Genomic DNA, 22,955 nt, shown 5'->3' on the forward strand with positions numbered 1-22,955 from the left:
ACGCGGCCAGGAATAAAAGAATAGATGAAGTTAAATCAGTTAGTAGCAGCCGGATTAATGGTATCCAGTGCTAGCTTCGCCCATGCTGCAGCGTCTGACAGTGAATTCGTTGTTGAAGATATCAAAGTTGTTGGACTCCAGCGCGTGGCTCTTGGTGCCGCGCTGACTTACCTACCAATACAAGTGGGTGATCGCCTCAACAGCTTTCGTATAACGCAAGCCATTCGCTCTCTTTATTCTTCAACGCATTTTGAGCGCGTCGAAGTGTTGCGAGACGGCAATACATTGATAGTTAAAGTGGCTGAACGCCCCACTATCAGTAATATCATTTTTGAAGGCAACGATGATATAAAAGACGAGCAGTTGCAGGAGAGTTTGGACGGAAATGGTATTCGCGTAGGTGAACCATTAGATAAAACCGTACTAACCTCCATTGAAAATGGGCTGAAAGACTTCTTCTATAGCATTGGTAAATACAATGCTGACGTAACGGCCATAGTTACGCCCTTACCCCGTAATCGTGTCGATTTGAAATTGCTCTTCGAAGAAGGGGATGCGGCTGAAATCCAACAAATTAACATCATTGGCAATGAAATATTTTCCGATGAAGAGTTAATGGATGATATCGAGCTGCAGTTCGACACACCTTGGTGGGACTTTTTGTCAGAAACCCGTTATCAGCAGCAAACCTTGCAAGGGGATATGGAAACCCTGCGTAACCACTACTTGGATAGAGGTTATCTGCGATTTAATATTGATTCCACACAGGTGTCGATGACGCCTGAAAAAGACGGTATCTATATTGCGCTAAATATTACCGAAGGCGAGCAATACACCATTTCTGGCGTAGAGCTAGTGGGTGATTTATTGGGTAATGAAAAGTATATCGAGCGGGTATTACCTCTGACCGTGGGTGAATTATATGACCAAGCGGAAGTGACCTATACAGAAGAGTTTATCAGTAAGTATCTCGGTCGATTTGGTTATGCTTATCCTGAAGTCACTACCATTCCAGAAATTAACGACGAAGACAAAACCGTTAAACTTACTTTGTCAGTGGATCCTGGCAAGCGTATTTATGTGCGACGCATTAATTTCTCTGGTAACTCTGTCACCTCCGACAGTGTGTTACGTCACAACCTGAATCAAATGGAAGGCACTTGGCTATCAAATTCACTGCTTGAGTCGTCGAAAGGGGCCTTATCGCGGTTAACGTATATGGAACAAGTGGAGTATGAAACGACACGACTTCCAGGAAAAGATGACCAAGTTGATGTGGACTTTAACGTTAAGGAACAGCCTTCTGGCTCGTTCAATGCCGGTATTGGTTATGGCGATAGAACTCAATTAAGCTTACAGGCCGGTATTCAGCAGAATAACTTTTTAGGGACAGGTAAACAGGTAGGGTTGAACCTAAGTACGGTTTCCTATCAAAAATCGGCTCAGTTAACCTACAACGACCCATACTTTACTATTGATGGTATTAGTTTGGGGGGAAGCTTAGGCTATAGCGAATTTGATGGTTCCTCATTTAACGTTATCCAGTACAACTCTAAACGTTGGTCGCTTGGTGCCAATATTGGTTATCCTATTAATGAATTTAACCGTATCAACTTCGGTTTAACCTACTCTAGTGTTGAACTTTACAACACGGGTTACTACGAGCAAACGGAACAATTCTATAATCAGTTCCGAAATACGTCCGATCCGGAAGCGGCCATCGATTATGACAGTTATCTGGCCAGCGTATCATGGAGCCGCAGTACCCTTAACCGAGGGTTATTCCCAACGGCGGGGTCTAGTCAGCGAGCTAGCTTTAGTATTACCACTCCCAACTCTGACGTAAATTATTTTAAAACGATCTTTGATACCAAGTTCTATTTTCCTTTATCTCGTGACCAGCGCTGGTCCGTTCTTGCCCGGTTAAGACTCGGTTACGGAAACGGGTATGGCAGCATCAATGGCAGTGAGCAGATCTTGCCGTTTACTGAAAACTTCACTGCGGGTGGTTCCGACTCTCTACGTGGTTTTGAAAACAATACTGTAGGTCCTCGGGGTATCATCAGAGCCAATTACGACACGATTACCGGTCCAGATGGGCAGGTGTATGCCGGTGACTCATCTACCGATAGCATTTCAATCTCCTCCAGAAGCCTTGGAGGTAATGCGATGGCGCTTGGTGGTATCGAACTCATTGTTCCTACCCCTTTTGTCGATGCAGAATATGATAATTCTGTAAGAACCAGTGTGTTCCTAGATGTCGGTAATGTCTGGGATACAGAGTTTAATTATGATAAATATAGACACCTGACCCAACTCAATGAGTCGAGTGGCAAGTTATTGGACTATTCTGACTGGACACAGTATCGTAGTTCCGCTGGTATTTCTGTACAATGGATTTCACCAATGGGGCCGATGGTATTTAGTTTCTCCCGTGCTATTCAGGAGCGGGAAGGCGATGATGCCAAGTTCTTTACCTTCAACATTGGTCAGACATTCTAATACAAACCCGGCAATGAACCGGAATTATTAATAAAAAGGAGTTCCTTTTGAAACAGTTGGCAAGACAATTCGTTGCAACCCTGATGTTAGGTAGCGCACTGGTAAGTGCGTCTGCAATGGCTGAGCAAAAAATTGGTGTTGTAGATGTGCAGGGTGTATTTCAAGCGATGCCTCAGGCTGCTGAAATTACGAATAATATTCAGATGGAATTTAAAGACCAAATCGACGAAGTTAATCAGCTTCAAAAAGATGGTCAGTTCTATGCCGAGCGTTTACAACGTGATGCGGCAACCATGAGCGAAGACGAGAAAAAAGATCTACAGCAAAAAATTCTGAGTGTACGTGAGCAACTGGCAGAAAAAGGCCAACCCTTACAGCAAAACATTCAACGTCGAAGCAATGAAGAACGTAACAAATTGTTAGGTTTGATTAAGCAAGCTATTGATGCGGTAGCTGCAAAAGACAATTATGATCTGGTACTTAATGCAGGTGCCGTTGCGTTCGCAAAAGATCAACATGACCTTTCCGAGGAAGTTCTCGAGCAGGTTAAGAAAATCAACTAATTCTTGGCTCGGAGACGAGCTAGTTAAGTTGACAGAGCGCTTAAGTGCTAAAAAAAAGCAGGCTAACGTCGAAAGGCGTTGGTCTGATTTGTTTTTGGTAGATATGCGCGTATGGTTGCCGCCATTTAAAATTACAATACGGCAAACAGCCTTCAAGTTTTCAAGCAGGCTGGACTTGGCATAGGAGAGCGTTTTTTTGGCCAATACATTAAATACTATCGATATTCAGGAAATCCTGGATTTACTTCCTCACCGGTATCCTTTTCTGCTTGTTGATCGGGTGACAGATTTTGTTACAGGTGAATCAATCAAAGCCTATAAAAACATTACCATGAATGAGCCGTGTTTTACTGGGCACTTTCCAGGGCGTCCTATTTTTCCCGGTGTATTAATTCTTGAAGCGATGGCGCAGGCCGCCGGCGTACTCGGTTTTAAAACCATGGGTAAATCAGATAAACTGTACTTATATGCCGGAATTGATTCGGCGCGCTTTAAGCGTCCGGTTACACCGGGTGACAGATTGGATTTCGACGTTGTTTTACTTAAAGAACGCCGTGGGATCTGGAAATTTAAAGGTACTGCAAGTGTGGATGGTGAAGAAGCCTGTAGTGCAGAATTTATGTGTGCAATCAGAGAGATAGTATAAGGTGATTCATTCTACTGCCGTGATTTCCGATAAGGCGACATTGGGCAATAATGTCACGGTTGGGCCGTTTAGCTATGTGGGCGACGATGTGGTTATCGGTGATGACTGCGTGTTGGAGTCCCACGTGGTGATTAAAGGGCCAACCACCATCGGTAAGCGTAATCGCTTTTTCCAGTTTTGTTCCATCGGCGAAGAATGCCAAGACAAAAAATATGCCGGTGAAAAAACGTCTTTAACCATTGGTGATGACAACGTCTTTCGAGAAAGTTGTACAGTTCATCGTGGCACGGTTCAGGACAAGGGCGAGACTATTTTAGGGTCTAGAAACCTTATTATGATTAACGCTCATGTTGCCCACGACTGTGTGATAGGCAATGACTGCATCTTGGCTAATAATGTGTCGTTAGCAGGGCATGTCCATCTTGGTGACTTTGTTATTTTTGGGGGTGGCGCCGCCATTCATCAATTTGGCAAAGTTGGGGATCATGCTTTTGTGGGCGCAGGGGCGATTGTCTTACGAGACGTTCCTCCCTACGTGATGGTAAATGGCATCAAAAATGTTGCTGCGGGTATAAATTCAGAAGGCTTGCGTCGTCGAGGTTTTTCTTCTGAAGAAATTATGGCAGTTAAACGGGCTTATCGGGTCATTTATCGTGATAACAATACCGTAGAAGAAGCCATCGCCAAGTTAGCGGAACAAGCCGAGAAATTCTCAGGTATAGAAGTACTCGTTGGCTTTCTAAAACACGCTGAACGGGGCATTATTCGTTAATGCCCAATAAACCTTTGCGTATCGCTGTAGTGGCTGGCGAGCCATCGGGTGATGTTCTCGCCGCAGGAATGATAAAGGAACTTTATCAACAATTCCCTGATGCCATTATAGAGGGAATTGGTGGTGACAATATGCAAGCCACCGGTTTTACATCGTTATTCGATATGGAAACATTATCGGTAATGGGTTTGGTAGAGGTGTTGTCTCACTTGCCCGGGATCTTAAAAGTCAAAAAGCAGTTGTTGGCGCATTTTGAGGCAAACCCACCAGATGTATACATCGGCGTCGATGCCCCCGATTTTAATTTACGGGTAGAAAAAACCTTAAAAGCCCGAGGAATTAAAACCGTTCACTACGTTAGCCCTACAGTTTGGGCTTGGCGAGAAAAACGGATCCATAAGATTAAAGCGGCCACCAACCTTGTACTAGGCCTATTTCCTTTCGAAGAGCAGGTGTATCAAAAATACCAGGTGCCTTATAAATTTGTAGGCCATACCTTGGCCGACACCATTCCTATAGAACCTGATCAGGAAGGAGCAAGGAGCGAGCTTAACATTGCGCAATCCAAGACGGTGATCGCGGTATTGCCAGGTAGTCGAAATGGTGAGTTAAACGCCCTGTTACCTGTTTTTGTGGAAACCATGGCGAAGGTGAAAGACCAATTACCCGATTGCCATTTTATTATACCTGCCGCCAACCGGCACCGGTTCGATACCATAAACGCTTATCTTGCAAACACGGCGTTTTCCGATCAAGACGTTACGCTGTGCCAAGGTAATGCGAGGGAAGCCATGATCGCCAGCGATGTTATTTTACTCGCCTCTGGTACCGCCACCTTGGAAGCCATGCTATGTAAGCGTCCCATGGTATGCTGTTACAAACTGTCTCCCCTTACATATAAAATGATGCAATATCTATATAAAGCACCGTTTTTTTCTTTACCGAATTTACTGGCTAATGCGCCCCTAGTACCGGAATTATTGCAGCAAGACGTCAATCCCGACAATTTGTCTGACAATCTTATCTCGCTGGTTAACCAGGATAATAGTGACTTACTGGCTCGTTTTACCGCTATTCATCAAACTTTGGCGTTAAATGCAGATAAAATGGCAGCAAAAGCGGTGGGAGAGATGATAAATGCCTAAATTAATTGCCGGCGTTGACGAAGTGGGTCGCGGCCCTCTTGTTGGCGATGTAGTGACCGCCGCGGTTATCCTTGACCCGGAAAAGCCCATTGTCGGCTTAACCGACTCTAAAAAGCTGTCGGAAAAAAAACGGGATGCATTGGCAAAACTAATTAAAGAAAATGCCCTATGTTGGGCTATTGGGCGAGCCACGCCCGAGGAAATTGATAAGCTTAATATTCTGCATGCCACCATGCTGGCAATGAAACGGGCAGTGGAAGGACTCGCCATTCAACCGGATTTTGTACGGGTAGACGGTAATCGACTACCGGATTGGCCCTATGCCGCTGAGGCCGTGGTAAAAGGGGATGCCTTACATGGTGAAATATCCGCCGCATCCATTTTAGCCAAGGTAGCACGAGATGCAGATATGGTTGCTTTGCATGCACAACATCCGCAATACAACTTTGCGGGCCATAAAGGCTATCCAACTAAAGCCCACTTCGCTGCACTTGAAACCTATGGCGTGTTACCCTGTTATCGGATGAGTTTTAAACCAGTTCAAGCCCGTTTAGCACAAGAAAAATAAGAGAATTGTTCATGTCATCGCCTTTTATTCACTTACGAGTACACAGCGATTTTTCCATGATGGATGGGTTAAATAAAATAAAACCCATTTTAAGTCAGGTGGAAGCCTTCAACATGCCTGCTGTGGCACTCACCGATCAGATGAACATGTGTGGCTTAGTGAAATTCTATTCCGAAGCTCACAATCGTGGTATCAAACCCCTTATTGGTACGGATTTTTGGGTCAGAAGTGAAATGCTCAGTGATGAGCCGTTTCGTTTAACGTTGCTGGCCATGAATAACGAAGGCTATAAGAATATCACCTTGTTGATTTCTAAAGCTTATCTGCGGGGAGCTGTACATCACCGAGCGGTCATTGAACAAGCATGGTTAGCTGAACACGCAGAAGGCGTGATTGTGCTATCTGGTGGCCTGCACGGCGATATTGGCGTCGCTTTAACGAAGAATCATAGTAAGCTATTAGATGCTGGGTTAGCCTTTTATCAGACGCACTTTGCCGATCGCTTTTACCTTGAATTAATTCGTACCGGCCGTCCCGGTGAAGAAGATTATTTGCACCGTGCCGTGGCACTGGCTGAGCAAGAAGGCTTGCCGGTGGTGGCAACAAACGAAGTTTGTTTTATCGAACGGGAAGGATTTGAAGCCCACGAAATACGAGTGTGTATTCATGATGGCTATACCCTTGATGATACCCGTCGCCCAAAACGCTATAGCGAACAGCAGTATTTACGTAGTGCTGAAGAAATGGTTGAGCTATTTAGCGATATTCCTGAAGCAATTGAAAACACAGTAGAAATAGCCAAACGTTGTAACGTTACGGTAAGACTCGGTGAATATTTTCTACCACAGTTCCCCACCGGGGGAATGAGCACTGAAGATTTTCTGGTAAAAGTGTCAGAGGAAGGGTTAGAGGAACGTCTAGACTTCTTGTTTCCCGATGAAGCCGAACGCAAAGAAAAACGGCCTGCCTACGATGAGCGATTACAAATCGAATTGGAAGTGATTAACCAAATGGGATTTCCCGGTTACTTCTTAATCGTGATGGAATTTATTCAGTGGAGTAAAGACAACAACATACCGGTGGGACCAGGTCGGGGCTCTGGTGCCGGCTCACTGGTTGCTTATGCGTTGAAAATCACCGATCTTGATCCACTCGAATTTGATTTGCTTTTCGAACGTTTTCTAAACCCAGAACGGGTATCCATGCCGGATTTTGACGTGGATTTCTGTATGGATAGACGGGATGAAGTGATTGACCATGTCGCCGAGTTATATGGGCGACAGGCGGTATCCCAGATTATCACCTTCGGCACCATGGCGGCTAAAGCGGTGGTGCGGGACGTGGGGCGGGTTCTTGGTCACCCTTATGGTTTTGTGGATCGTATTTCTAAGCTGATCCCGCCGGATCCAGGTATGACCTTGGCTAAGGCTTTTGAAGCGGAACCTCGCTTACCTGAATTATACGATGACGATGAGGAAGTTAAAGACCTCATCGATATGGCCCGTATTCTTGAAGGGGTAACACGAAACGCAGGTAAACATGCGGGTGGGGTAGTCATTGCACCCACTGCCATCACCGATTTTTCTCCTCTTTATTGTGATGATGAAGGTAAAAACCCGGTTACTCAGTTTGATAAAAACGATGTAGAAACCGCCGGGCTGGTTAAATTTGACTTTCTTGGTTTACGCACGCTGACAATTATTCAGTGGGCACTGGATATGATCAAAGAAGGGCGCAATGAAGAGGTGGATATTACGGCTATCCCCCTTGAAGATAAAAAGAGCTTTCGTTCTTTACAAGCGGCAGAAACCACCGCGGTTTTCCAGCTTGAATCCCGAGGCATGAAAGAGCTAATCAAGCGTCTAAAGCCTGATTGCTTTGAAGATATCATTGCATTGGTGGCACTATTTAGGCCCGGTCCATTGCAGTCGGGCATGGTAGAGAACTTTATCGACCGTAAGCACGGGCGAGAGGCTATCTCCTATCCAGATGCTGATTATCAGCACGAATGCTTAAAAGAAATACTTGAACCAACCTATGGTATTATTCTTTACCAAGAACAGGTTATGCAAATAGCCCAGGAGATGGCGGGCTATTCATTGGGCGGAGCCGACTTGCTTCGTCGTGCCATGGGTAAGAAAAAACCTGAAGAAATGGCCAAACAGCGTGAGGTCTTTAAAGAGGGGTCTCACAACAATAATATCGATCCTGATCTGGCGATGAAAATCTTCGATCTGGTAGAGAAGTTTGCTGGATATGGCTTTAACAAGTCGCACTCTGCGGCCTATGCCTTGGTGTCTTATCAGACATTGTGGTTAAAAGTACATTACCCGCCTGAATTTATGGCTGCGGTTATGTCCGCCGATATGGATAACACCGATAAAATTGTTACCCTCGTCGATGAAGTCGACCGCATGGGCTTGAAAATCTTGCCGCCGGACCTCAATGCTGGACGTTATAAGTTCACCGTGAATGCCGATGGCAATATCGTTTATGGTATTGGCGCCATCAAAGGGGTGGGCGAAGGTCCTATCGAAGCGATTATCGAAGCCCGAGAACAACATGGCGCATTTACCGACTTGTTTGATTTTTGTGCTAAAGTGGATATCAAGCGGGTAAATAAACGGGTGTTGGAAAAGTTGGTGTTAGCGGGAGCCATGGATAATCTGGGTCCCCACCGAGCCGCTTTGATGGCCTCGTTACCTGATGCCATCGCCGCCGCCGGTCAGCATGCAAAAGCAGAGTCTTTTGGACAGTCGGATATGTTTGGTCTTTTGACCACAGAACCCGATGATGTGAAACAAGCTTTTGCCGATGTGCCCGAATGGCCTGAAAAAGTTTGGTTAGAAGGGGAAAAAGAAACCCTGGGGTTGTACCTTACCGGTCATCCTATTAATCAGTACGCAGAAGAAATTAGACAATATTGCGATGGACGCTTGGTTGATCTCAAACCAACCGCCAAAGACCAAATGGCCACGGCGGTTGGATTAGTGCTAGGCGTCCGTGTAATGACAAATAAAAAGGGGCGACGCTGGGCCATTGTCACATTGGATGATAAAAGTGCCAGAATGGATGTTCGTTTTTTCCCCGAAATGTACGAAAAATATGAAAGTATTCTTGAATCTGACCGTATCCTGCTGGTAAAAGGACAGGTCAGCTTTGATGATTTCTCGGGGGGCAATACAATCTCCGCCCGAGACGCAATGGATATTGTTCAGGCGCGAGAGCAAAATGCGAAAGCACTCGCTTTGCAACTGAGCACGGAAACATGGGATGACAATACGTTGTCGTCGCTACAGGCAATTCTGGAACCATATCGCGGTGGCAGTTGCCCGGTACAATTACATGTGGTGCATCCAGATGCAGAAGCCGTATTGGCTTGTGGTGCACAGTGGTATGTAACACCGGAAGATCAGTTGTTACATGATTTAAAACAGTGTCTGGGTGAGCAGTCGGTCGTTATGAGTTATCACTGACAGGCGTGAAAGGTAGTAAAGATAGGACACAGAATGAGTATACAGTTTTTGGAATTTGAACAGCCGATCGCTGAACTAGAAGCAAAAATCGAAGAACTTCGGCTGGTGAATCAGGGTGGTGATTTCGATGTGGGTATCGAAGAAGAAATTACCAAATTACGGGGCAAAAGCTCAGATCTTACCCGCAAGATTTTTTCTGATCTCGGAGCGTGGCAGATTTCTCAGTTGGCGCGTCATCCCATGCGTCCTTACACCTTAGATTACGTTGGGCGGGTGTTTACCGAATTTGATGAACTGGCAGGTGATCGGGCGTTTGCTGACGACAAAGCCATTGTCGGTGGTTTGGCAAAAATCGATGACCAACCTATCATGCTTATTGGTCATCAAAAAGGTCGAGATACCAACGAGAAAATTAAACGTAACTTCGGCATGCCCAAACCAGAAGGGTATCGTAAGGCGTTAAGGCTTATGAAAATGGCTGAACGTTTTAACTTGCCGATTGTTACGCTGATTGACACGCCAGGGGCTTATCCTGGGGTTGGCGCAGAAGAACGGGGCCAAAGTGAAGCCATTGCTCGCAATCTGTTCGAGATGGCACAATTGCGGGTGCCCATTGTGTGTACGGTTATTGGCGAAGGCGGCTCAGGTGGTGCGTTAGCCATTGGCGTCGGCGATCGGGTTAATATGTTGCAATACTCGACTTACTCGGTGATTTCTCCTGAAGGTTGTGCATCCATTTTATGGAAGAGTGCCGATAAAGCGCCACTAGCTGCTGACGCCATGGGCGTAAGTGCTCCACAGATCAAAGAACTTGGCTTGATTAACAGTATTGTGGAAGAGCCTCTAGGCGGCGCTCATCGCGATCACGATAGTATGGCAGCAAACTTGAAAGCCACCATCAAGCAACAACTTAGTCAGCTTAAAACATTGGATGTGGAAGATTTGCTTGAAGAACGTTACCAACGTTTATTGTCATTCGGTTACTGTTAAGTACTAGAGTGGATGACTTCGCAGACTGATCCCACGTCCTTGCTGGCACACATTGCCAAGCGTTTAAGCGGTCTGCTTAATCAACTTGATACACCACCTGCTACCCTTGTTGTTGGGTTTAGCGGTGGTGTGGATTCTACCGTTTTACTGCATGGGATTGCAGACAATACATCCTTACCTGTACACGCAGTATATATTAACCATGGTTTAAGTAAGAATGCCCTCCACTGGCAACAACACTGTCAGCAGTATTGCCAGCAACACAACATTCCTTTTCATGCCATCGCCGTAGATGTTTCTGACGCTCCTCGAAGGAGTTTGGAAGCCCAAGCCCGTGATGCACGGTATGCCGCCTTAACCGAGTACTGTGAGCGCCAGCAAGGGGCCTTATTGTTAGGACAGCATCAAGATGATCAACTTGAAACCATGCTTTTAGCGTTAAAACGAGGAAGTGGGCCGCTAGGTTTAGCCGCCATGTCGGAGGTGTCCTTTCGTAATCGAATCGCGGTATTGCGACCCCTTTTAACCGTATCTCGGACAGATATTGAACAGGCTGCACGGCACCATCACCTTACCTGGATTGAAGATGAATCTAATCAAGATACCCAGTTCGATCGAAATTTTTTAAGAAACGATATCATTCCTTTGCTAACCAATCGGTGGCCTCAACTCGGTGCGGCGGCGCAGCGTAGTAGTCATTTGTTGCAAGAGCACAATGCCATGCTCAACGAGGTGGTTGAGGCGCATTTTCGTCAAGTTGCAGGGCCGAATCAGACCCTTTTCGTTAACCCATTGATGAAGCTAGATGCGCGTTGGCAACGGGCGGTATGCCGGTATTGGCTGGCGAGTAACTCACGGGCTATGCCGAGTCAGGCTCAACTGGGGGAAATGCTACGGAGCATGCAAGCAAAGGAAGATGCGCAACCTGTCGTTCAAATTGGTCAATACAGTGTACGCCGTTATGGAAATGCGCTTTATATTTGTGAAGCATTGCCAGAAGCGTCACCAACAGATTTAGTGCCGGGTCAGTGGGTGCAGTTGCCTTGGTGGAACACCCCTTTATGGGTTGATGGGCCGGGGACGTGGCAGGCGGTGCCGTTAACGGTATTACCTAAAGTGTATTGTGCTAAGCGAAATATAAGTAAAGCGTCTCGCAAATGGCTAAAAGAGTGGCAAGTACCACCCTGGGAGCGGAATAATGTGCCTGCGGTATTAAACGCCGGAGAGCCTGTGGCCGTTATTTTAAAAGAGACGATAGTAGAACTGCAGTTTGATATTAGCGAGAAAGTAAAAGTACGATAACGGCAGTTTCTTGCCGCATCTTACGCAATCTTATGCCGCAATATAGTCATTTTTTCCAGCCGCTTTAACCCGGTACATGGCATCATCAGCACGACAAAATAACGATTCTACATCATCGCCATCTCGATACGTGCTTCCGCCAATACTGCAAGAAATACCATGGCGTGCCAGTAATGTATGGTTTTCGACACGGCTTTTTAATCGCTTGGCGATCTTAATAAGCGCATCTTTGTTTTCGCATGTTAGTAAGCAACAAAACTCATCACCACCTAAGCGAAAGGCTTGGTCTTCAGTACGTAGAACCGAGGAAATTTGAGCGGCCACCGCTTGCAATACTGCATCACCTTCTTGGTGCCCAAATTCATCATTGACGTTTTTGAAGTTATCTAAATCAATCACCATGATGCCGTAACCTTCGTTGTATCGTTGGGCACGGCTATGTAATCGGCTACTGGCTTCGTTAAAAGCATTTCGATTTCCTAACGCAGTCAAGGTATCTTTGGTTGCCAGTTTTCTCATATGCTCAAAGGCTAGAGCGTTGGCAAATTGATGGGCAAACAAAAGGTGTAATTCGCCCACACAAAGACGTTCTTCTCGTGAGGGGATGCCACTGAATGTATATTGAACACAGTGTGGATCGGCATCCTCATTAACCCCTTTAAGTGGCAGCGAAAAGGACTGTTGTTGATTGCAGTTCGCGGGAGCTAGGCCGTAAGTCAGGTGAGGCTGGGCTTTACTCAGACTAAGATGTACCAATGAAACCCGTTGTTTAAGCTGGTGAAAATACAGTGAGCCTAACGCAGATAAATCGATGGTGGTTAATAATTGCCCTAGAAAAGCATTTTTTTGTTCCATGCTAAGTCGCCCGCAATCTGATGTAATTGGATAAAAATGGTCAGACAGCGTATGTTCAAATAGTGACGTAGATAATTCCAAAGCCAAGCTCCTAGGTATCGTTAGGGATTCAAGCGCTGAACGCGAACCCCTAAGTGTCGGAAAATCGTCAATGCAGCATTATTAATTTGGTAAAGCATTTTGCATGCCATCAAGTAGGAGAGGAAAATTTGCTAGCGAGTGGTTTTGGTCAGGTGGTGGCGTTGATGGCCCTGTCGGTAGTCAGTGTAGCGGTGTTTAAAAAACTGCACCTTCCTCCGATTCTCGCCTATCTATTCGCCGGTTTCTTAGCCGGTCCGGATATTTTTTCTTTATTTGCCCATCCGGAAGATATGCACCTGCTGGCAGAAATCGGTATCGTCTTTTTACTTTTTTCTCTTGGCCTGGAATTCTCCTTACCTAAACTGATGTCCATGCGAAGCCTCGTGTTTGGTGTGGGGCTCGGGCAAATGGTGGTCACCACATTGGCGTTTTCCCTCATTGCGTATGGATTGGGTATGGCTCCTGGTGCGTCGGTTATTATCGGTGGCATGTTAGCCCTTAGCTCGACAGCTATTGTCATTAAACAATTTACTGAGGCCGGCGCTATGCATCATCGCCGCCGAGAAATGGCTATTAGTATTTTGTTGTTCCAAGACTTGGCGGTGGTGCCTTTTCTTATCGCTATTCCGTTGATGTCATCAGCAGATGATGTCAGTTTGGTATCGGCTTTGATTCAGGCGCTTGTAAAAGGTTTGCTGGTGGTGGTTATTTTACTGTCCGCAGGAAAATGGATCTTGCCATGGGTATTTCGCGAAGTCGCCAAAACCCGTACTGACGAACTCTTTGTGTTAACCACCATTTTAGTGGCAATTTTGGCCGGCGGGTTAACTTATGTGTTTGGATTATCCATGGCGTTAGGCGCGTTTCTAGCCGGTATGATGTTAGGAGAGAGCCAATATAAATATCAGTTAGAAGCCGATATACGTCCATTCCGCGACATTCTTATGGGACTGTTTTTTGCCACCGTGGGGATGCAACTTAAGCTCGATGTACTCGCCTCTGATGGCGTGTTGATATGTATTGGCGTTGTCTGTTTGATGGCGTTGAAAACGGTGTTGCTCCGATTGGTCAGTAGGGTGCTTCGGTGTGATCCGGTGGACTCCTGGGCGACGGGGATCAAGCTGTGTCAGATTGGCGAATTCAGTTTCGTTATGGCAGCGCTCGCAACGTCTGAAGGTGTCATAGACAGTAGAACCTCTTCGGTGATCATAAGTATGGGCATTATTAGTATGGCGTTAACACCCTTGCTAATAAATCGTAGTGTGGGTTGGGCAAAAAAATTAGTACCGCAAAGTGGACCGGTAGACATACCTCAAAACAGCCCTGTAGATGTGGAAACGCTATCGAATCACATTATTATCGCGGGGTTTGGTCGAGTAGGTCAGTCGGTTTCCCGGTTACTGAAACTGGAAAATATCAATTATATCACCATTGACGTTGATCCTGTGCGAGTACATGAAAGTCGAAATGCCGGCGAATCCATTTTATTTGGGGATGCCAGTCAGAAAAATATATTGGAAAAGGCAGGGGCACACACGGCTAGTCTTGTTCTGATCACCTTTGATGAACCCGAAAAAGCCAAGCAAGTGATTAGCGTTTGTCGGAAAATTGCACCGAAAACCAATATTATGGTGAGAACAAAGCGAGATTATCAGCTTGCGTCACTTTATGAAGCAGGGGCCAGTCAGGTGGTACCTGAAATCCAGGAAGGGAATCTGATGTTAATTTCCCAAGTCTTGCATTATGCCGGTGTGCCAATGTCAAAAATTTTGCGACGGGTACGGGAAGAACGACAAGGGCGTTATGATCATTTGCATGGTTTTTACCCCGGAGAAACCACCGAAATTAGCTATGGTACCGAAGATAAACTAGAGTTTATCCATGGCGTTGAACTCAATCATAATGCTGCTTATATTGGAAAACGCCTCTGTGATATAGATTTTAATCGTATGCGGGTAAAACTAAAGGGGGTGCGTAGACATGAACATACTATTGTACAACCTCCCAAAGCCTTTGTTTTGCAAGCCGCAGATGTGGTCATTATTGCCGGTAAACCGCGCCGGGTGGAACGGGCAGAGCGCCGTTTCTTAGATGGACATTGAGTGTGCCTAGTGTTCCACGATTGCAGGCAGTGCCACCACAGTGGCACTGGACATGTGGAGGATTAAGCAATCTGATCTTTTTCTAAGTCTTTAAATTGTTTTTTGAGATCATAGTTATCATCAGTGACGATTTTTTCCAGCACTTCTATACGGTCTCGTAGCGCGTCTATTTCTTGTTGCAAGGCGGCTTCTTGTTGTGCGCTTTTCTTATTTGGCTGGTTATTTTTGGTGTTTCGAGTGATTTTTACCAAAGCCCAAGCGCATATAGCAACGATGGCAATAACGGTCATGTTCATTTTGTTCCCTCAACATAGTAAAATTAAAGTTTAGCGCCATTAACACCCTGTGTCGTCCGATCCGCAAAGGATCCCCCCGTAGCATCAGGCCCTATGGCATTAAACTGGCACAATATGTAGTAAAATAGCAAAAAGGTTGCCACTTATTAATTCTGTTGTAAAACAAAAGGTTACTATTTTTACCTGATGACGCATTATTATAACTTAGCAATAATTACCAAATTAGTGGTCAAATTAACTAATGAATGAGCTAAAAGAGAATCAAGATGAGCGTTGGATGCGCTATGCCCTCACACTGGCAGAGAAAGCCGAAGCCGTCGGCGAAGTGCCAGTAGGAGCCGTGATCGTGTCTGACGGAAATGTGATAGGAGAAGGGTGGAATATGCCTATCAATCATCATGATCCATCAGCGCATGCTGAAATGATGGCCATTCGAATGGCGGCAGCCCATCGTCAAAACTATCGAGTGGTTGATGCAACCTTGTATGTCACGTTAGAACCCTGCCCAATGTGTGCTGGGGCTATTGTTCACGCCCGTATTCCTAAAGTGGTATATGGAGCGCCAGACTTAAAGACAGGGGCCGCCGGTTCAGTAATGCAATTACTGCAAAATGCCCACCTAAATCACCATACAGAACTGGTTGGTGGGGTACTCGCCGAACAGTGCGCTGCAACCTTGTCTGACTTTTTTCGACGGCGCAGAGCTGAGAAAAAAGCGTTAAAACAAGCACAAAAAGTTAGCGCGCTTGGTGGTCAATAATTAGGGTAACATTTCTTGGGCCATAAACATTCTGCGGCGACGTAACACACGCTGGTGAGCGCGTTTTAACATGAGTTTACGGCGGTAATTATTTTTAACCATTTTCTTGGGCCTCATAAATCGATTTTTTTTCATCAAACCTCTCTGCTTAGTCACGGGGAGGAACTGTGTGCTAACACACCAAATTACAGATGGTTTTAGGCGATATATGTGTCAACATTATGACAATTTTTCAAAACTCGCCAGTAATTCATTATTCTTTTTCATTTGGCGTAGATAAAACCTTCATGGCGTCGTAATAACGCCCCACGTTCTCCACCTTGCTGATAACTTCATCTCCCTGTACAACCCCCGCCTTTGCATGGCGGTAAAACCGTTTGTAGGACAAGTTTATATAGCGTTGTTTTACGTCTATCCAGTTATCTGGATCGCCTCGTTGTTGTTCGGTTAATGCACGCGCATCGGCAAGATGTGGTGCACCGCCAAAATAGGCTGCCAACGTCATCCACAACCGATCCTCACCGACAATGCGCGCGGGTATGGTCATCGCCAGTGTGTCTAAATCTGCCGATACCTGCTGGTCAAGGGATTGCCAGTGGTCGTTTTCATAGGCCACAGCGGCATGAAGTTGCCAAGGGAGTTGGGATGCTAATGGGCGAAAATGATCAATAAGGGTTTGGTATCGGTGATGTGCCTGCGGCACCATGGCATCCATGTCGGTGGTCGAGGTAGCGGCCGAAGCATCGAAGTACTTTGACTCCAATGCCGCAAATTCATCGGACGCGCGATATTGGCTGATAAACTCATAGAGTGCGGCTAATACACTATGGTCTTTGTTTGAATGTAAACGCCACGCTACCTTTTGATGCTGAGCAAGTACATCTCGGATGGTGAGTTGGGGGTATCGAGTACGCATCAGGGCTAGGGTATTAGAATCAACGACGGTAGCCGACAGTTCGTTATTCGCCAAGCGCTGCAAAATTTCACGCTTATCCATGGTTAATGAAGGCGCAATGTTCGCTTTATTCGACTCATCTTGTTGGCGCAATAATGACTGGTTAGTACTGTCGGCCACCACGGTTATTGCGGTATGCGACGTGATGTCAATGGCGTCTTTGGCCGTCACCAAGACCTGATTGACAAAGTATAATACGGGGCCATATTGATGATGGGTTGGCATTTGAACCGGAACGGCATCGCCGGTTATGGCAATATCGATATCATCGTCTTGTAAAGCCGCTTGTAACGCTGCATGATCAAAGTAAACATGAATACGGGTAGTGACATCTAGATAATCGCCAAAGGCAGACACCAATTCGTAGTCAAACCCTACCGGACCGGTGGGCCCAATGGCATAGGTTTGAGGGCCATTTATGATTCCGACACGCAGAGTGTTTTGTTTAACTATCTGACTTAACTTGTTTTCCTCCCAATTTGGCTGGCAACCAATCGAGATAGTACACACCATCAATATGATGAGTATGGGAATAATGCCGCGGGTTAGGCTGGTCGCCTGTAAAGGAGTAAAGTTATACGACACGGTTATCTAATTAAGCCTTATTTGATAAAAATCTGAAAAAATGTAAACAATATCGGCGTAGTAGGTTATCAAGTGACTGGAATTCCTCTATAATCCGCGCCGAAATCCTCGTCCATCCAAGAGATAGCGTTTTGAGCTGTCATACGCTGTTTCCAAACAATCAGGTAAAGCGATATGTTGGTCCTTAGAGGCGCGCCCGCACTGTCTGAATTCAGACAAACTAAACTTATTGAACGGCTGGGTCAATCCGGTATTCACGTTAATGGTATTTACGCAGAGTTTGTTCACCTTGTTAATACCCTTGAACCACTCGATGACGATGCCCGTCAAGTACTTGATAAATTACTCACCTATGGGCCTAAAAACCAAGCAAAGGCGCCCACAGGGAAATGCTTTTTTATCACTCCCCGTCCAGGTACCATTTCGCCATGGTCTTCCAAAGCCACTGATATCGCGCATAATTGTGGTCTGGCTCAAATCGAACGTATCGAAAGAGGCTGTGCCTATTACGTTGAGGTTGACGGCGAATTAACGGAAGCTCAATGGCAGCAGGTAGCGGCACAATTGCACGATCGCATGACTGAAACCGTATTTGCTGCACCACAAAGCGCGGATGTGCTGTTTAAACAGGCCTCTGCTCAGAGCTTTATGTCGGTGGATATCTTAGGTAGAGGTAAGCAGGCCCTTATTGAAGCCAATAGTGGTCTTGGCTTGGCCTTAGCGGATGACGAAATAGATTATCTGTTTGCTAGTTTTACCCGTCTAGGTCGTAACCCTAACGATGTTGAACTTTATATGTTCGCGCAGGCGAACTCAGAGCATTGCCGTCACAAAATATTTAACGCGAGTTGGACAATCGACGGAATGGAACAAGGTAAATCCTTGTTTAAAATGATAAAAAACACCTTCGAAACTCATCCTGAATTTGTTCATTCCGCGTATAAAGACAACGCTGCGGTAATGGAAGGCTGGAAAGCAGGGCGGTTTTTCCCCAATCCACAATCCCATCAATATGAATATCATCATGAAGATATCGATATTCTTATGAAGGTGGAAACCCACAACCACCCTACAGCCATCTCTCCCTTTCCTGGTGCCGCTACCGGCTCAGGTGGCGAAATTCGCGATGAAGGCGCTACCGGACGGGGATCAAAACCTAAAGCAGGATTAGTGGGCTTTAGCGTGTCTAACTTGCGTATTCCTGGTGCCCAGCAACCGTGGGAACAAGATTACGGTAAGCCCCAGCGTATCGTCACTGCACTAGACATTATGGTGGAAGGACCATTAGGTGGTGCCGCATTTAACAATGAGTTTGGCCGTCCTGCGCTGTTAGGTTATTTCCGTACCTATGAACAGGAAGTCGCCAGTTTTAATGGTGTGGAAGTTCGAGGCTATCATAAACCGATTATGCTGGCTGGTGGTTTAGGAAATATCCGCAAAGATCATATCGAAAAAGGTGAAATTACCGTCGGCGCGAAATTGATCGTACTTGGTGGTCCCGCCATGAATATTGGCTTGGGCGGCGGCGCCGCGTCTTCTATGGCATCCGGCCAGTCGAATGAAGACTTAGATTTTGCTTCGGTACAACGGGATAACCCGGAAATGGAGCGTCGTTGTCAGGAAGTTATTGATGCTTGCTGGCAACTCGGCGAGCACAACCCCATTCAGTTTATCCACGATGTGGGCGCAGGCGGGTTGTCTAATGCGCTACCTGAGTTAGTTAACGACGGCGAACGGGGCGGGCGTTTTGAATTACGCGACGTGTTATCTGACGAACCGGGCATGACGCCGCTGGAACTATGGTGTAATGAATCTCAAGAACGTTACGTTTTGTCGGTGGCTCCGGAAAATCTTGCCACCTTTGAAGCGATTTGTGCCCGGGAACGGGCGCCTTTTGCTGTGGTTGGCGAAGCCACCGCAGAACGTCATCTATTGTTAAACGATCAGCAGTTTGAGAATCAACCTATCGATATGCCGTTAGATGTATTGTTAGGCAAGCCTCCTAAAATGCACCGGGATGTGACGTCGAAAACTGTTTCACCTGAGCAACTACAACGTCAGGGTATCACCTTGGCCGATGCCGCTGAACGTTTGCTTCGTTTACCTACAGTGGCCGAAAAAACCTTCCTTATTACCATTGGGGATCGTTCGGTAACGGGTTTGGTGAGCCGCGATCAGATGGTCGGGCCTTGGCAAGTACCGGTGGCCGATGTGGCAGTGACAGCATCTGCCTTTGATACCTACCATGGTGAGGCCATGTCGATGGGTGAACGCACGCCAGTAGCGCTTTTATCTTACGGTGCATCTGCTCGTTTGGCCGTGGCCGAAGCGTTAACCAATATTGCGGCATCTTATATCGGTGATATTCAACGCATCAAGTTGTCGGCAAACTGGATGGCAGCCGCAGGGCACCCTGGAGAAGACGCGGGTTTGTATGAAGCGGTAAAAGCGGTAGGTGAAGAATTGTGTCCTGCCCTTGGATTGACCATTCCCGTTGGTAAAGATTCCATGTCGATGAAAACCGCATGGCAAGATGAAAACGGCGCTGACAAGTCTGTTACCGCCCCCTTATCATTGGTTATCACTGCTTTTGGAGCGGTAAAAGATATTCGCAAAACCCTTACCCCTCAGTTACGCACTGATAAAGGAACAACCCGGTTGTTGTTACTTGATTTGGGGAATGGACAAAACCGACTGGGCGCAAGTTGTTTGGCTCAAGTGTACAGTCAGCTAGGGGATAAGCCGGCTGATGTAGACAGTCCCGAGCAATTACTGGGTTTCTTTAATGCTATACAGACCATGCAGTCCAAAGACTTACTGTTGGCGTATCATGATCGTTCCGATGGCGGTTTGTTTACCACAGTGGCAGAAATGGCCTTTGCAGGTAAAACCGGCGTTAGGGTTTCGTTGAATGATTTGCCAGAGGATGATTTAGCGGTATTGTTTAGTGAAGAACTGGGGGCTGTTATTCAGGTGCGTGAACAGGATGTGGCGGCGGTGACTGCCATTGCCGGCGAACACGGCCTAGCAGCGCAACTTCATGACATCGGTACGTTAAATAGCACGGATATGGTTGAGTTTGTGCGCGGTGATGTCACGGTACTGTCCGACTCGCGGTTGTCTTATAGAAGCATTTGGGCCGAAACCACCCATCAAATGCAACGCTTACGAGATAACCCTCAATGTGCCGATGAAGAAAATAATGGGAAACAAGATGCTGCCGACCCTGGTCTAAACGCAAGGTTAAGCTATGACATCAACGAAGATGTTGCAGCGCCCTATATCGTCAAAGGCATCAAGCCTGCGGTGGCCATATTACGAGAGCAGGGCGTCAACTCGCACCTTGAAATGGCAGCGGCATTTAATCGCGCTGGGTTTAACGCCGTTGACGTACATATGAGTGATGTTCTAAGCGGTAAGGTGGCACTAGAAGATTTTAAAGGGTTAGCGGCCTGTGGCGGTTTCTCCTACGGTGACGTGTTAGGAGCCGGTGAAGGATGGGCTAAATCCGTATTGTTTAACCCCCGAGCCAGAGAACAGTTTGAAGGCTTCTTTACCCGTAACGATACTTTTAGTCTAGGTGTGTGTAATGGCTGTCAGATGTTGTCTAATCTGAAGACCTTGATTCCAGGCACAGAACACTGGCCCCATTTTGTCACCAACCTGTCTGAACGTTTCGAAGCACGCGTTGCTATGGTTGAAGTGCTCGACTCGCCATCGGTATTGTTACAGGGAATGCAAGGATCGAAAATGCCCATTGCCGTGTCCCATGGTGAAGGTAAGGCTGAATTTGCCTCTGAAGCCGCATTTGATGGAATACAGGCAAGCAATCAAGTGGCCCTTCGTTATGTGGATAACTATGGTCAGGTTGCCAATACCTATCCCGCTAACCCCAATGGTTCGCCAGCGGGGATTACCGGGCTAACATCTAAAGATGGCCGTTGTACCATTATGATGCCTCACCCCGAGCGGGTTTTTCGGGCCGTGGCCAATTCCTGGCGGCCTGACGACTGGGAAGAAGACGGCGCTTGGATGCGTATTTTTAGAAATGCGCGGGTATTTGTGCAATAGTGACAAAAAAATGGTGATAAGGCGTCAATTATTTGAACAGATGCCTTGTCATCTGCAAGTCTCTGTTTTACATTAGAGTTGGTCAGGATGGCAAATTCGTAGATAGGGAAGACATTGAGATCTAATTTGGGTCGTGTGATCCATTATTGACGAAATAATAAGAGACGAATATGTATCGTTCTAATAAGGGATTCGGTTTAACCGGTGTGGCTGTTGCAGTGTTGTTCATGATTTTGACCGCCGTCTTCAGTTCTTCTGCCAGCTCGGCAGAAATTAACACAGAGACGTCGTCGAACGTTGAGCAATCTGCAAAATAATAAATAATATGGTGGTGGTAAGAACAAATTTACCGGTTTTATGTTTTTAGCATAACGGTCTGTTTGTTGGTGCCGCCACTTTATTTAACCTTCTTTTCTTTTTTCACTGTTTTTCACAACGATCACATTTTCTTTCTGTGGGTTACACCATGGTCATCGTTTACGATTTTTTTCTCGGTTAATTAGTTTTTGTTGCGGATGCTTTTTAAGCAGTACGTAGGTGGCGCCAAACCCGCCGTGCATAGGCTGGGCGGTATGCCAGGCAATGACAAAATCCAATTCAGCTAGCCAATGGTTAACGTAACTTTTTTTCAACGCGGGAAAGGGCTGGCTGTGTTCTCCCTTGCCATGCTGAATTAATAACGCCCGCCCCCCTTTCTCATGGGCCAGTTTTAGTGACTGAAACAGTAAATCTCGACAGGTTTTAAGGGGCGTCCCGCTTAGTGTGATGCGCTGCTCGATATCGTATTTGCCTAATCGGAGGTTTTTAAATACGCCGTCTTGAATACCGGGTTGCTGAAAGGCAATAAAATCATCGGGCTTAACCGGCTTTACCCCTTCCATGCTCAAGGGGTTGAAAAGGGGATCTTTATCCACCGATAATGCCGCTCGTTTGGCTTTCTTCGCCACACTGTCTTGAGGGTTATGAACAAACACCTTGTCGTTGGAAGCTATGCGCTTTACATCGTCCATTTCTTCCATGAAAGAACGTAGATCATCGTCACTTTGCGGGTGGTGCATAACCCCTCCTGAATGTTTTGACTGGGCAGACAAAGATGCTCAGCTTATGCATTGGGGCATTGTGCCTAAACTTTATAGTAGGTTGCAATCTTTGCGGATCTTTTTGTGCAAAAAATAATCGGATTAGTGGCGGGGTATTTGAGTCGATAAACGGATGGCCTAGGTGGCCGGAACGTATGTCCCAATGGTTGGCTGAAGCCCAAGACAGCACCTGGCGTCCCTAGCTGG

Annotated in this window: 17 protein-coding genes; 13 read left to right on the top strand and 4 right to left on the bottom strand. The window is 46.4% G+C overall.

The window, feature by feature from the left end; genetic code table 11:
• The first annotated feature begins 24 nt into the window (after positions 1 to 24).
• The 9 genes from bamA to tilS all read left to right on the top strand — a co-directional run bounded on the left by bamA (position 25) and on the right by tilS (position 11,964).
• Complete coding sequence (gene bamA / locus KO501_RS06520; RefSeq protein WP_216028829.1) at positions 25 to 2,502, top strand: outer membrane protein assembly factor BamA; 2,478 nt, start codon at positions 25 to 27, stop codon at positions 2,500 to 2,502.
• A gap of 47 nt (positions 2,503 to 2,549) precedes the next feature.
• Positions 2,550 to 3,065: an OmpH family outer membrane protein gene (locus tag KO501_RS06525; RefSeq protein ID WP_216028830.1), complete on the top strand. Its 516-nt coding sequence runs from the start codon at positions 2,550 to 2,552 to the stop codon at positions 3,063 to 3,065.
• A gap of 196 nt (positions 3,066 to 3,261) precedes the next feature.
• Positions 3,262 to 3,711: a 3-hydroxyacyl-ACP dehydratase FabZ gene (gene fabZ / locus KO501_RS06530; RefSeq protein WP_216028831.1), complete on the top strand. Its 450-nt coding sequence runs from the start codon at positions 3,262 to 3,264 to the stop codon at positions 3,709 to 3,711.
• A gap of 1 nt (position 3,712) precedes the next feature.
• On the top strand, positions 3,713 to 4,483 hold the full coding sequence (lpxA, locus tag KO501_RS06535; protein ID WP_216028832.1) for an acyl-ACP--UDP-N-acetylglucosamine O-acyltransferase: 771 nt from the start codon (positions 3,713 to 3,715) through the stop codon (positions 4,481 to 4,483).
• Positions 4,483 to 5,628 (top strand): lipid-A-disaccharide synthase, encoded by a 1,146-nt coding sequence (gene lpxB / locus KO501_RS06540; protein WP_216028833.1) that lies wholly within the window; start codon positions 4,483 to 4,485, stop codon positions 5,626 to 5,628. The genes lpxA and lpxB overlap by 1 nt, the downstream gene beginning before the upstream one ends.
• Positions 5,621 to 6,196, top strand: coding sequence for a ribonuclease HII (rnhB, locus tag KO501_RS06545; protein WP_216028834.1), 576 nt, complete (start codon positions 5,621 to 5,623; stop codon positions 6,194 to 6,196). Before lpxB ends, rnhB begins: the two co-directional genes overlap by 8 nt.
• A gap of 11 nt (positions 6,197 to 6,207) precedes the next feature.
• Positions 6,208 to 9,672: a DNA polymerase III subunit alpha gene (gene dnaE / locus KO501_RS06550; RefSeq protein WP_216028835.1), complete on the top strand. Its 3,465-nt coding sequence runs from the start codon at positions 6,208 to 6,210 to the stop codon at positions 9,670 to 9,672.
• A 33-nt stretch (positions 9,673 to 9,705) separates the two neighbouring features.
• Complete coding sequence (gene accA, locus KO501_RS06555; protein WP_216028836.1) at positions 9,706 to 10,662, top strand: acetyl-CoA carboxylase carboxyl transferase subunit alpha; 957 nt, start codon at positions 9,706 to 9,708, stop codon at positions 10,660 to 10,662.
• A 12-nt stretch (positions 10,663 to 10,674) separates the two neighbouring features.
• A complete protein-coding gene (gene tilS / locus KO501_RS06560; RefSeq protein WP_216028837.1) occupies positions 10,675 to 11,964 on the top strand; it encodes a tRNA lysidine(34) synthetase TilS in 1,290 nt (429 codons plus the stop codon).
• Positions 11,965 to 11,994: 30 nt separating this feature from the next.
• Here tilS and KO501_RS06565 read toward each other — a convergent pair whose 3' ends face one another.
• Positions 11,995 to 12,819 carry a GGDEF domain-containing protein gene (locus KO501_RS06565; protein WP_216028838.1) on the bottom strand — a complete coding sequence of 275 codons (825 nt, stop codon included), beginning with the start codon at positions 12,817 to 12,819 and terminating at the stop codon, positions 11,995 to 11,997.
• 245 nt (positions 12,820 to 13,064) lie between these two features.
• Here KO501_RS06565 and KO501_RS06570 point away from each other — a divergent pair, with 245 nt between their 5' ends.
• A complete protein-coding gene (locus tag KO501_RS06570) occupies positions 13,065 to 15,002 on the top strand; it encodes a monovalent cation:proton antiporter family protein (protein ID WP_216029063.1) in 1,938 nt (645 codons plus the stop codon).
• Between the two features lie 62 nt (positions 15,003 to 15,064).
• On the opposite strand, the gene KO501_RS06575 is transcribed toward KO501_RS06570, so the two are convergent.
• Positions 15,065 to 15,298 carry a hypothetical protein gene (locus tag KO501_RS06575; protein WP_216028839.1) on the bottom strand — a complete coding sequence of 78 codons (234 nt, stop codon included), beginning with the start codon at positions 15,296 to 15,298 and terminating at the stop codon, positions 15,065 to 15,067.
• A 241-nt stretch (positions 15,299 to 15,539) separates the two neighbouring features.
• Between KO501_RS06575 and tadA the strand changes: the two genes are divergently transcribed.
• Positions 15,540 to 16,058: a tRNA adenosine(34) deaminase TadA gene (gene tadA / locus KO501_RS06580; RefSeq protein WP_216028840.1), complete on the top strand. Its 519-nt coding sequence runs from the start codon at positions 15,540 to 15,542 to the stop codon at positions 16,056 to 16,058.
• Positions 16,059 to 16,311: 253 nt separating this feature from the next.
• Here the strand turns inward: tadA and KO501_RS06585 are convergent, their stop codons facing one another.
• Positions 16,312 to 17,598, bottom strand: coding sequence for a transporter substrate-binding domain-containing protein (locus KO501_RS06585; RefSeq protein WP_216028841.1), 1,287 nt, complete (start codon positions 17,596 to 17,598; stop codon positions 16,312 to 16,314).
• 174 nt (positions 17,599 to 17,772) lie between these two features.
• On the opposite strand from KO501_RS06585, the gene purL reads away from it, so the two are divergent.
• Complete coding sequence (gene purL / locus KO501_RS06590; RefSeq protein ID WP_216028842.1) at positions 17,773 to 21,669, top strand: phosphoribosylformylglycinamidine synthase; 3,897 nt, start codon at positions 17,773 to 17,775, stop codon at positions 21,667 to 21,669.
• 170 nt (positions 21,670 to 21,839) lie between these two features.
• The gene (locus tag KO501_RS06595; RefSeq protein ID WP_216028843.1) at positions 21,840 to 21,986 is read left to right on the top strand and encodes a hypothetical protein; all 147 of its coding nucleotides are present in this window, start codon (positions 21,840 to 21,842) and stop codon (positions 21,984 to 21,986) included.
• Between the two features lie 153 nt (positions 21,987 to 22,139).
• Here KO501_RS06595 and smrA read toward each other — a convergent pair whose 3' ends face one another.
• Complete coding sequence (gene smrA, locus KO501_RS06600; protein ID WP_216028844.1) at positions 22,140 to 22,727, bottom strand: DNA endonuclease SmrA; 588 nt, start codon at positions 22,725 to 22,727, stop codon at positions 22,140 to 22,142.
• Positions 22,728 to 22,955 lie beyond the last annotated feature (228 nt).

It is taken from the genome of Alteromonas sp. C1M14 (assembly GCF_018860965.1).
GTDB lineage: Bacteria > Pseudomonadota > Gammaproteobacteria > Enterobacterales > Alteromonadaceae > Alteromonas.

What these genes read in the sequence shown, in the direction of transcription:
- bamA (WP_216028829.1), top strand. Translation starts at nt 25, where the DNA reads ATGAAGTTAAATCAGTTAGTAGCAGCCGGATTAATGGTATCCAGTGCT.
- lpxB (WP_216028833.1), top strand. Translation starts at nt 4,483, where the DNA reads ATGCCCAATAAACCTTTGCGTATCGCTGTAGTGGCTGGCGAGCCATCG.
- rnhB (WP_216028834.1), top strand. Translation starts at nt 5,621, where the DNA reads ATGCCTAAATTAATTGCCGGCGTTGACGAAGTGGGTCGCGGCCCTCTT.
- dnaE (WP_216028835.1), top strand. Translation starts at nt 6,208, where the DNA reads ATGTCATCGCCTTTTATTCACTTACGAGTACACAGCGATTTTTCCATG.
- accA (WP_216028836.1), top strand. Translation starts at nt 9,706, where the DNA reads ATGAGTATACAGTTTTTGGAATTTGAACAGCCGATCGCTGAACTAGAA.
- tilS (WP_216028837.1), top strand. Translation starts at nt 10,675, where the DNA reads ATGACTTCGCAGACTGATCCCACGTCCTTGCTGGCACACATTGCCAAG.
- KO501_RS06565 (WP_216028838.1), bottom strand. Translation starts at nt 12,819, where the DNA reads ATGGAACAAAAAAATGCTTTTCTAGGGCAATTATTAACCACCATCGAT.
- KO501_RS06570 (WP_216029063.1), top strand. Translation starts at nt 13,065, where the DNA reads ATGGCCCTGTCGGTAGTCAGTGTAGCGGTGTTTAAAAAACTGCACCTT.
- KO501_RS06575 (WP_216028839.1), bottom strand. Translation starts at nt 15,298, where the DNA reads ATGAACATGACCGTTATTGCCATCGTTGCTATATGCGCTTGGGCTTTG.
- tadA (WP_216028840.1), top strand. Translation starts at nt 15,540, where the DNA reads ATGAATGAGCTAAAAGAGAATCAAGATGAGCGTTGGATGCGCTATGCC.
- purL (WP_216028842.1), top strand. Translation starts at nt 17,773, where the DNA reads ATGTTGGTCCTTAGAGGCGCGCCCGCACTGTCTGAATTCAGACAAACT.
- KO501_RS06595 (WP_216028843.1), top strand. Translation starts at nt 21,840, where the DNA reads ATGTATCGTTCTAATAAGGGATTCGGTTTAACCGGTGTGGCTGTTGCA.
- smrA (WP_216028844.1), bottom strand. Translation starts at nt 22,727, where the DNA reads ATGCACCACCCGCAAAGTGACGATGATCTACGTTCTTTCATGGAAGAA.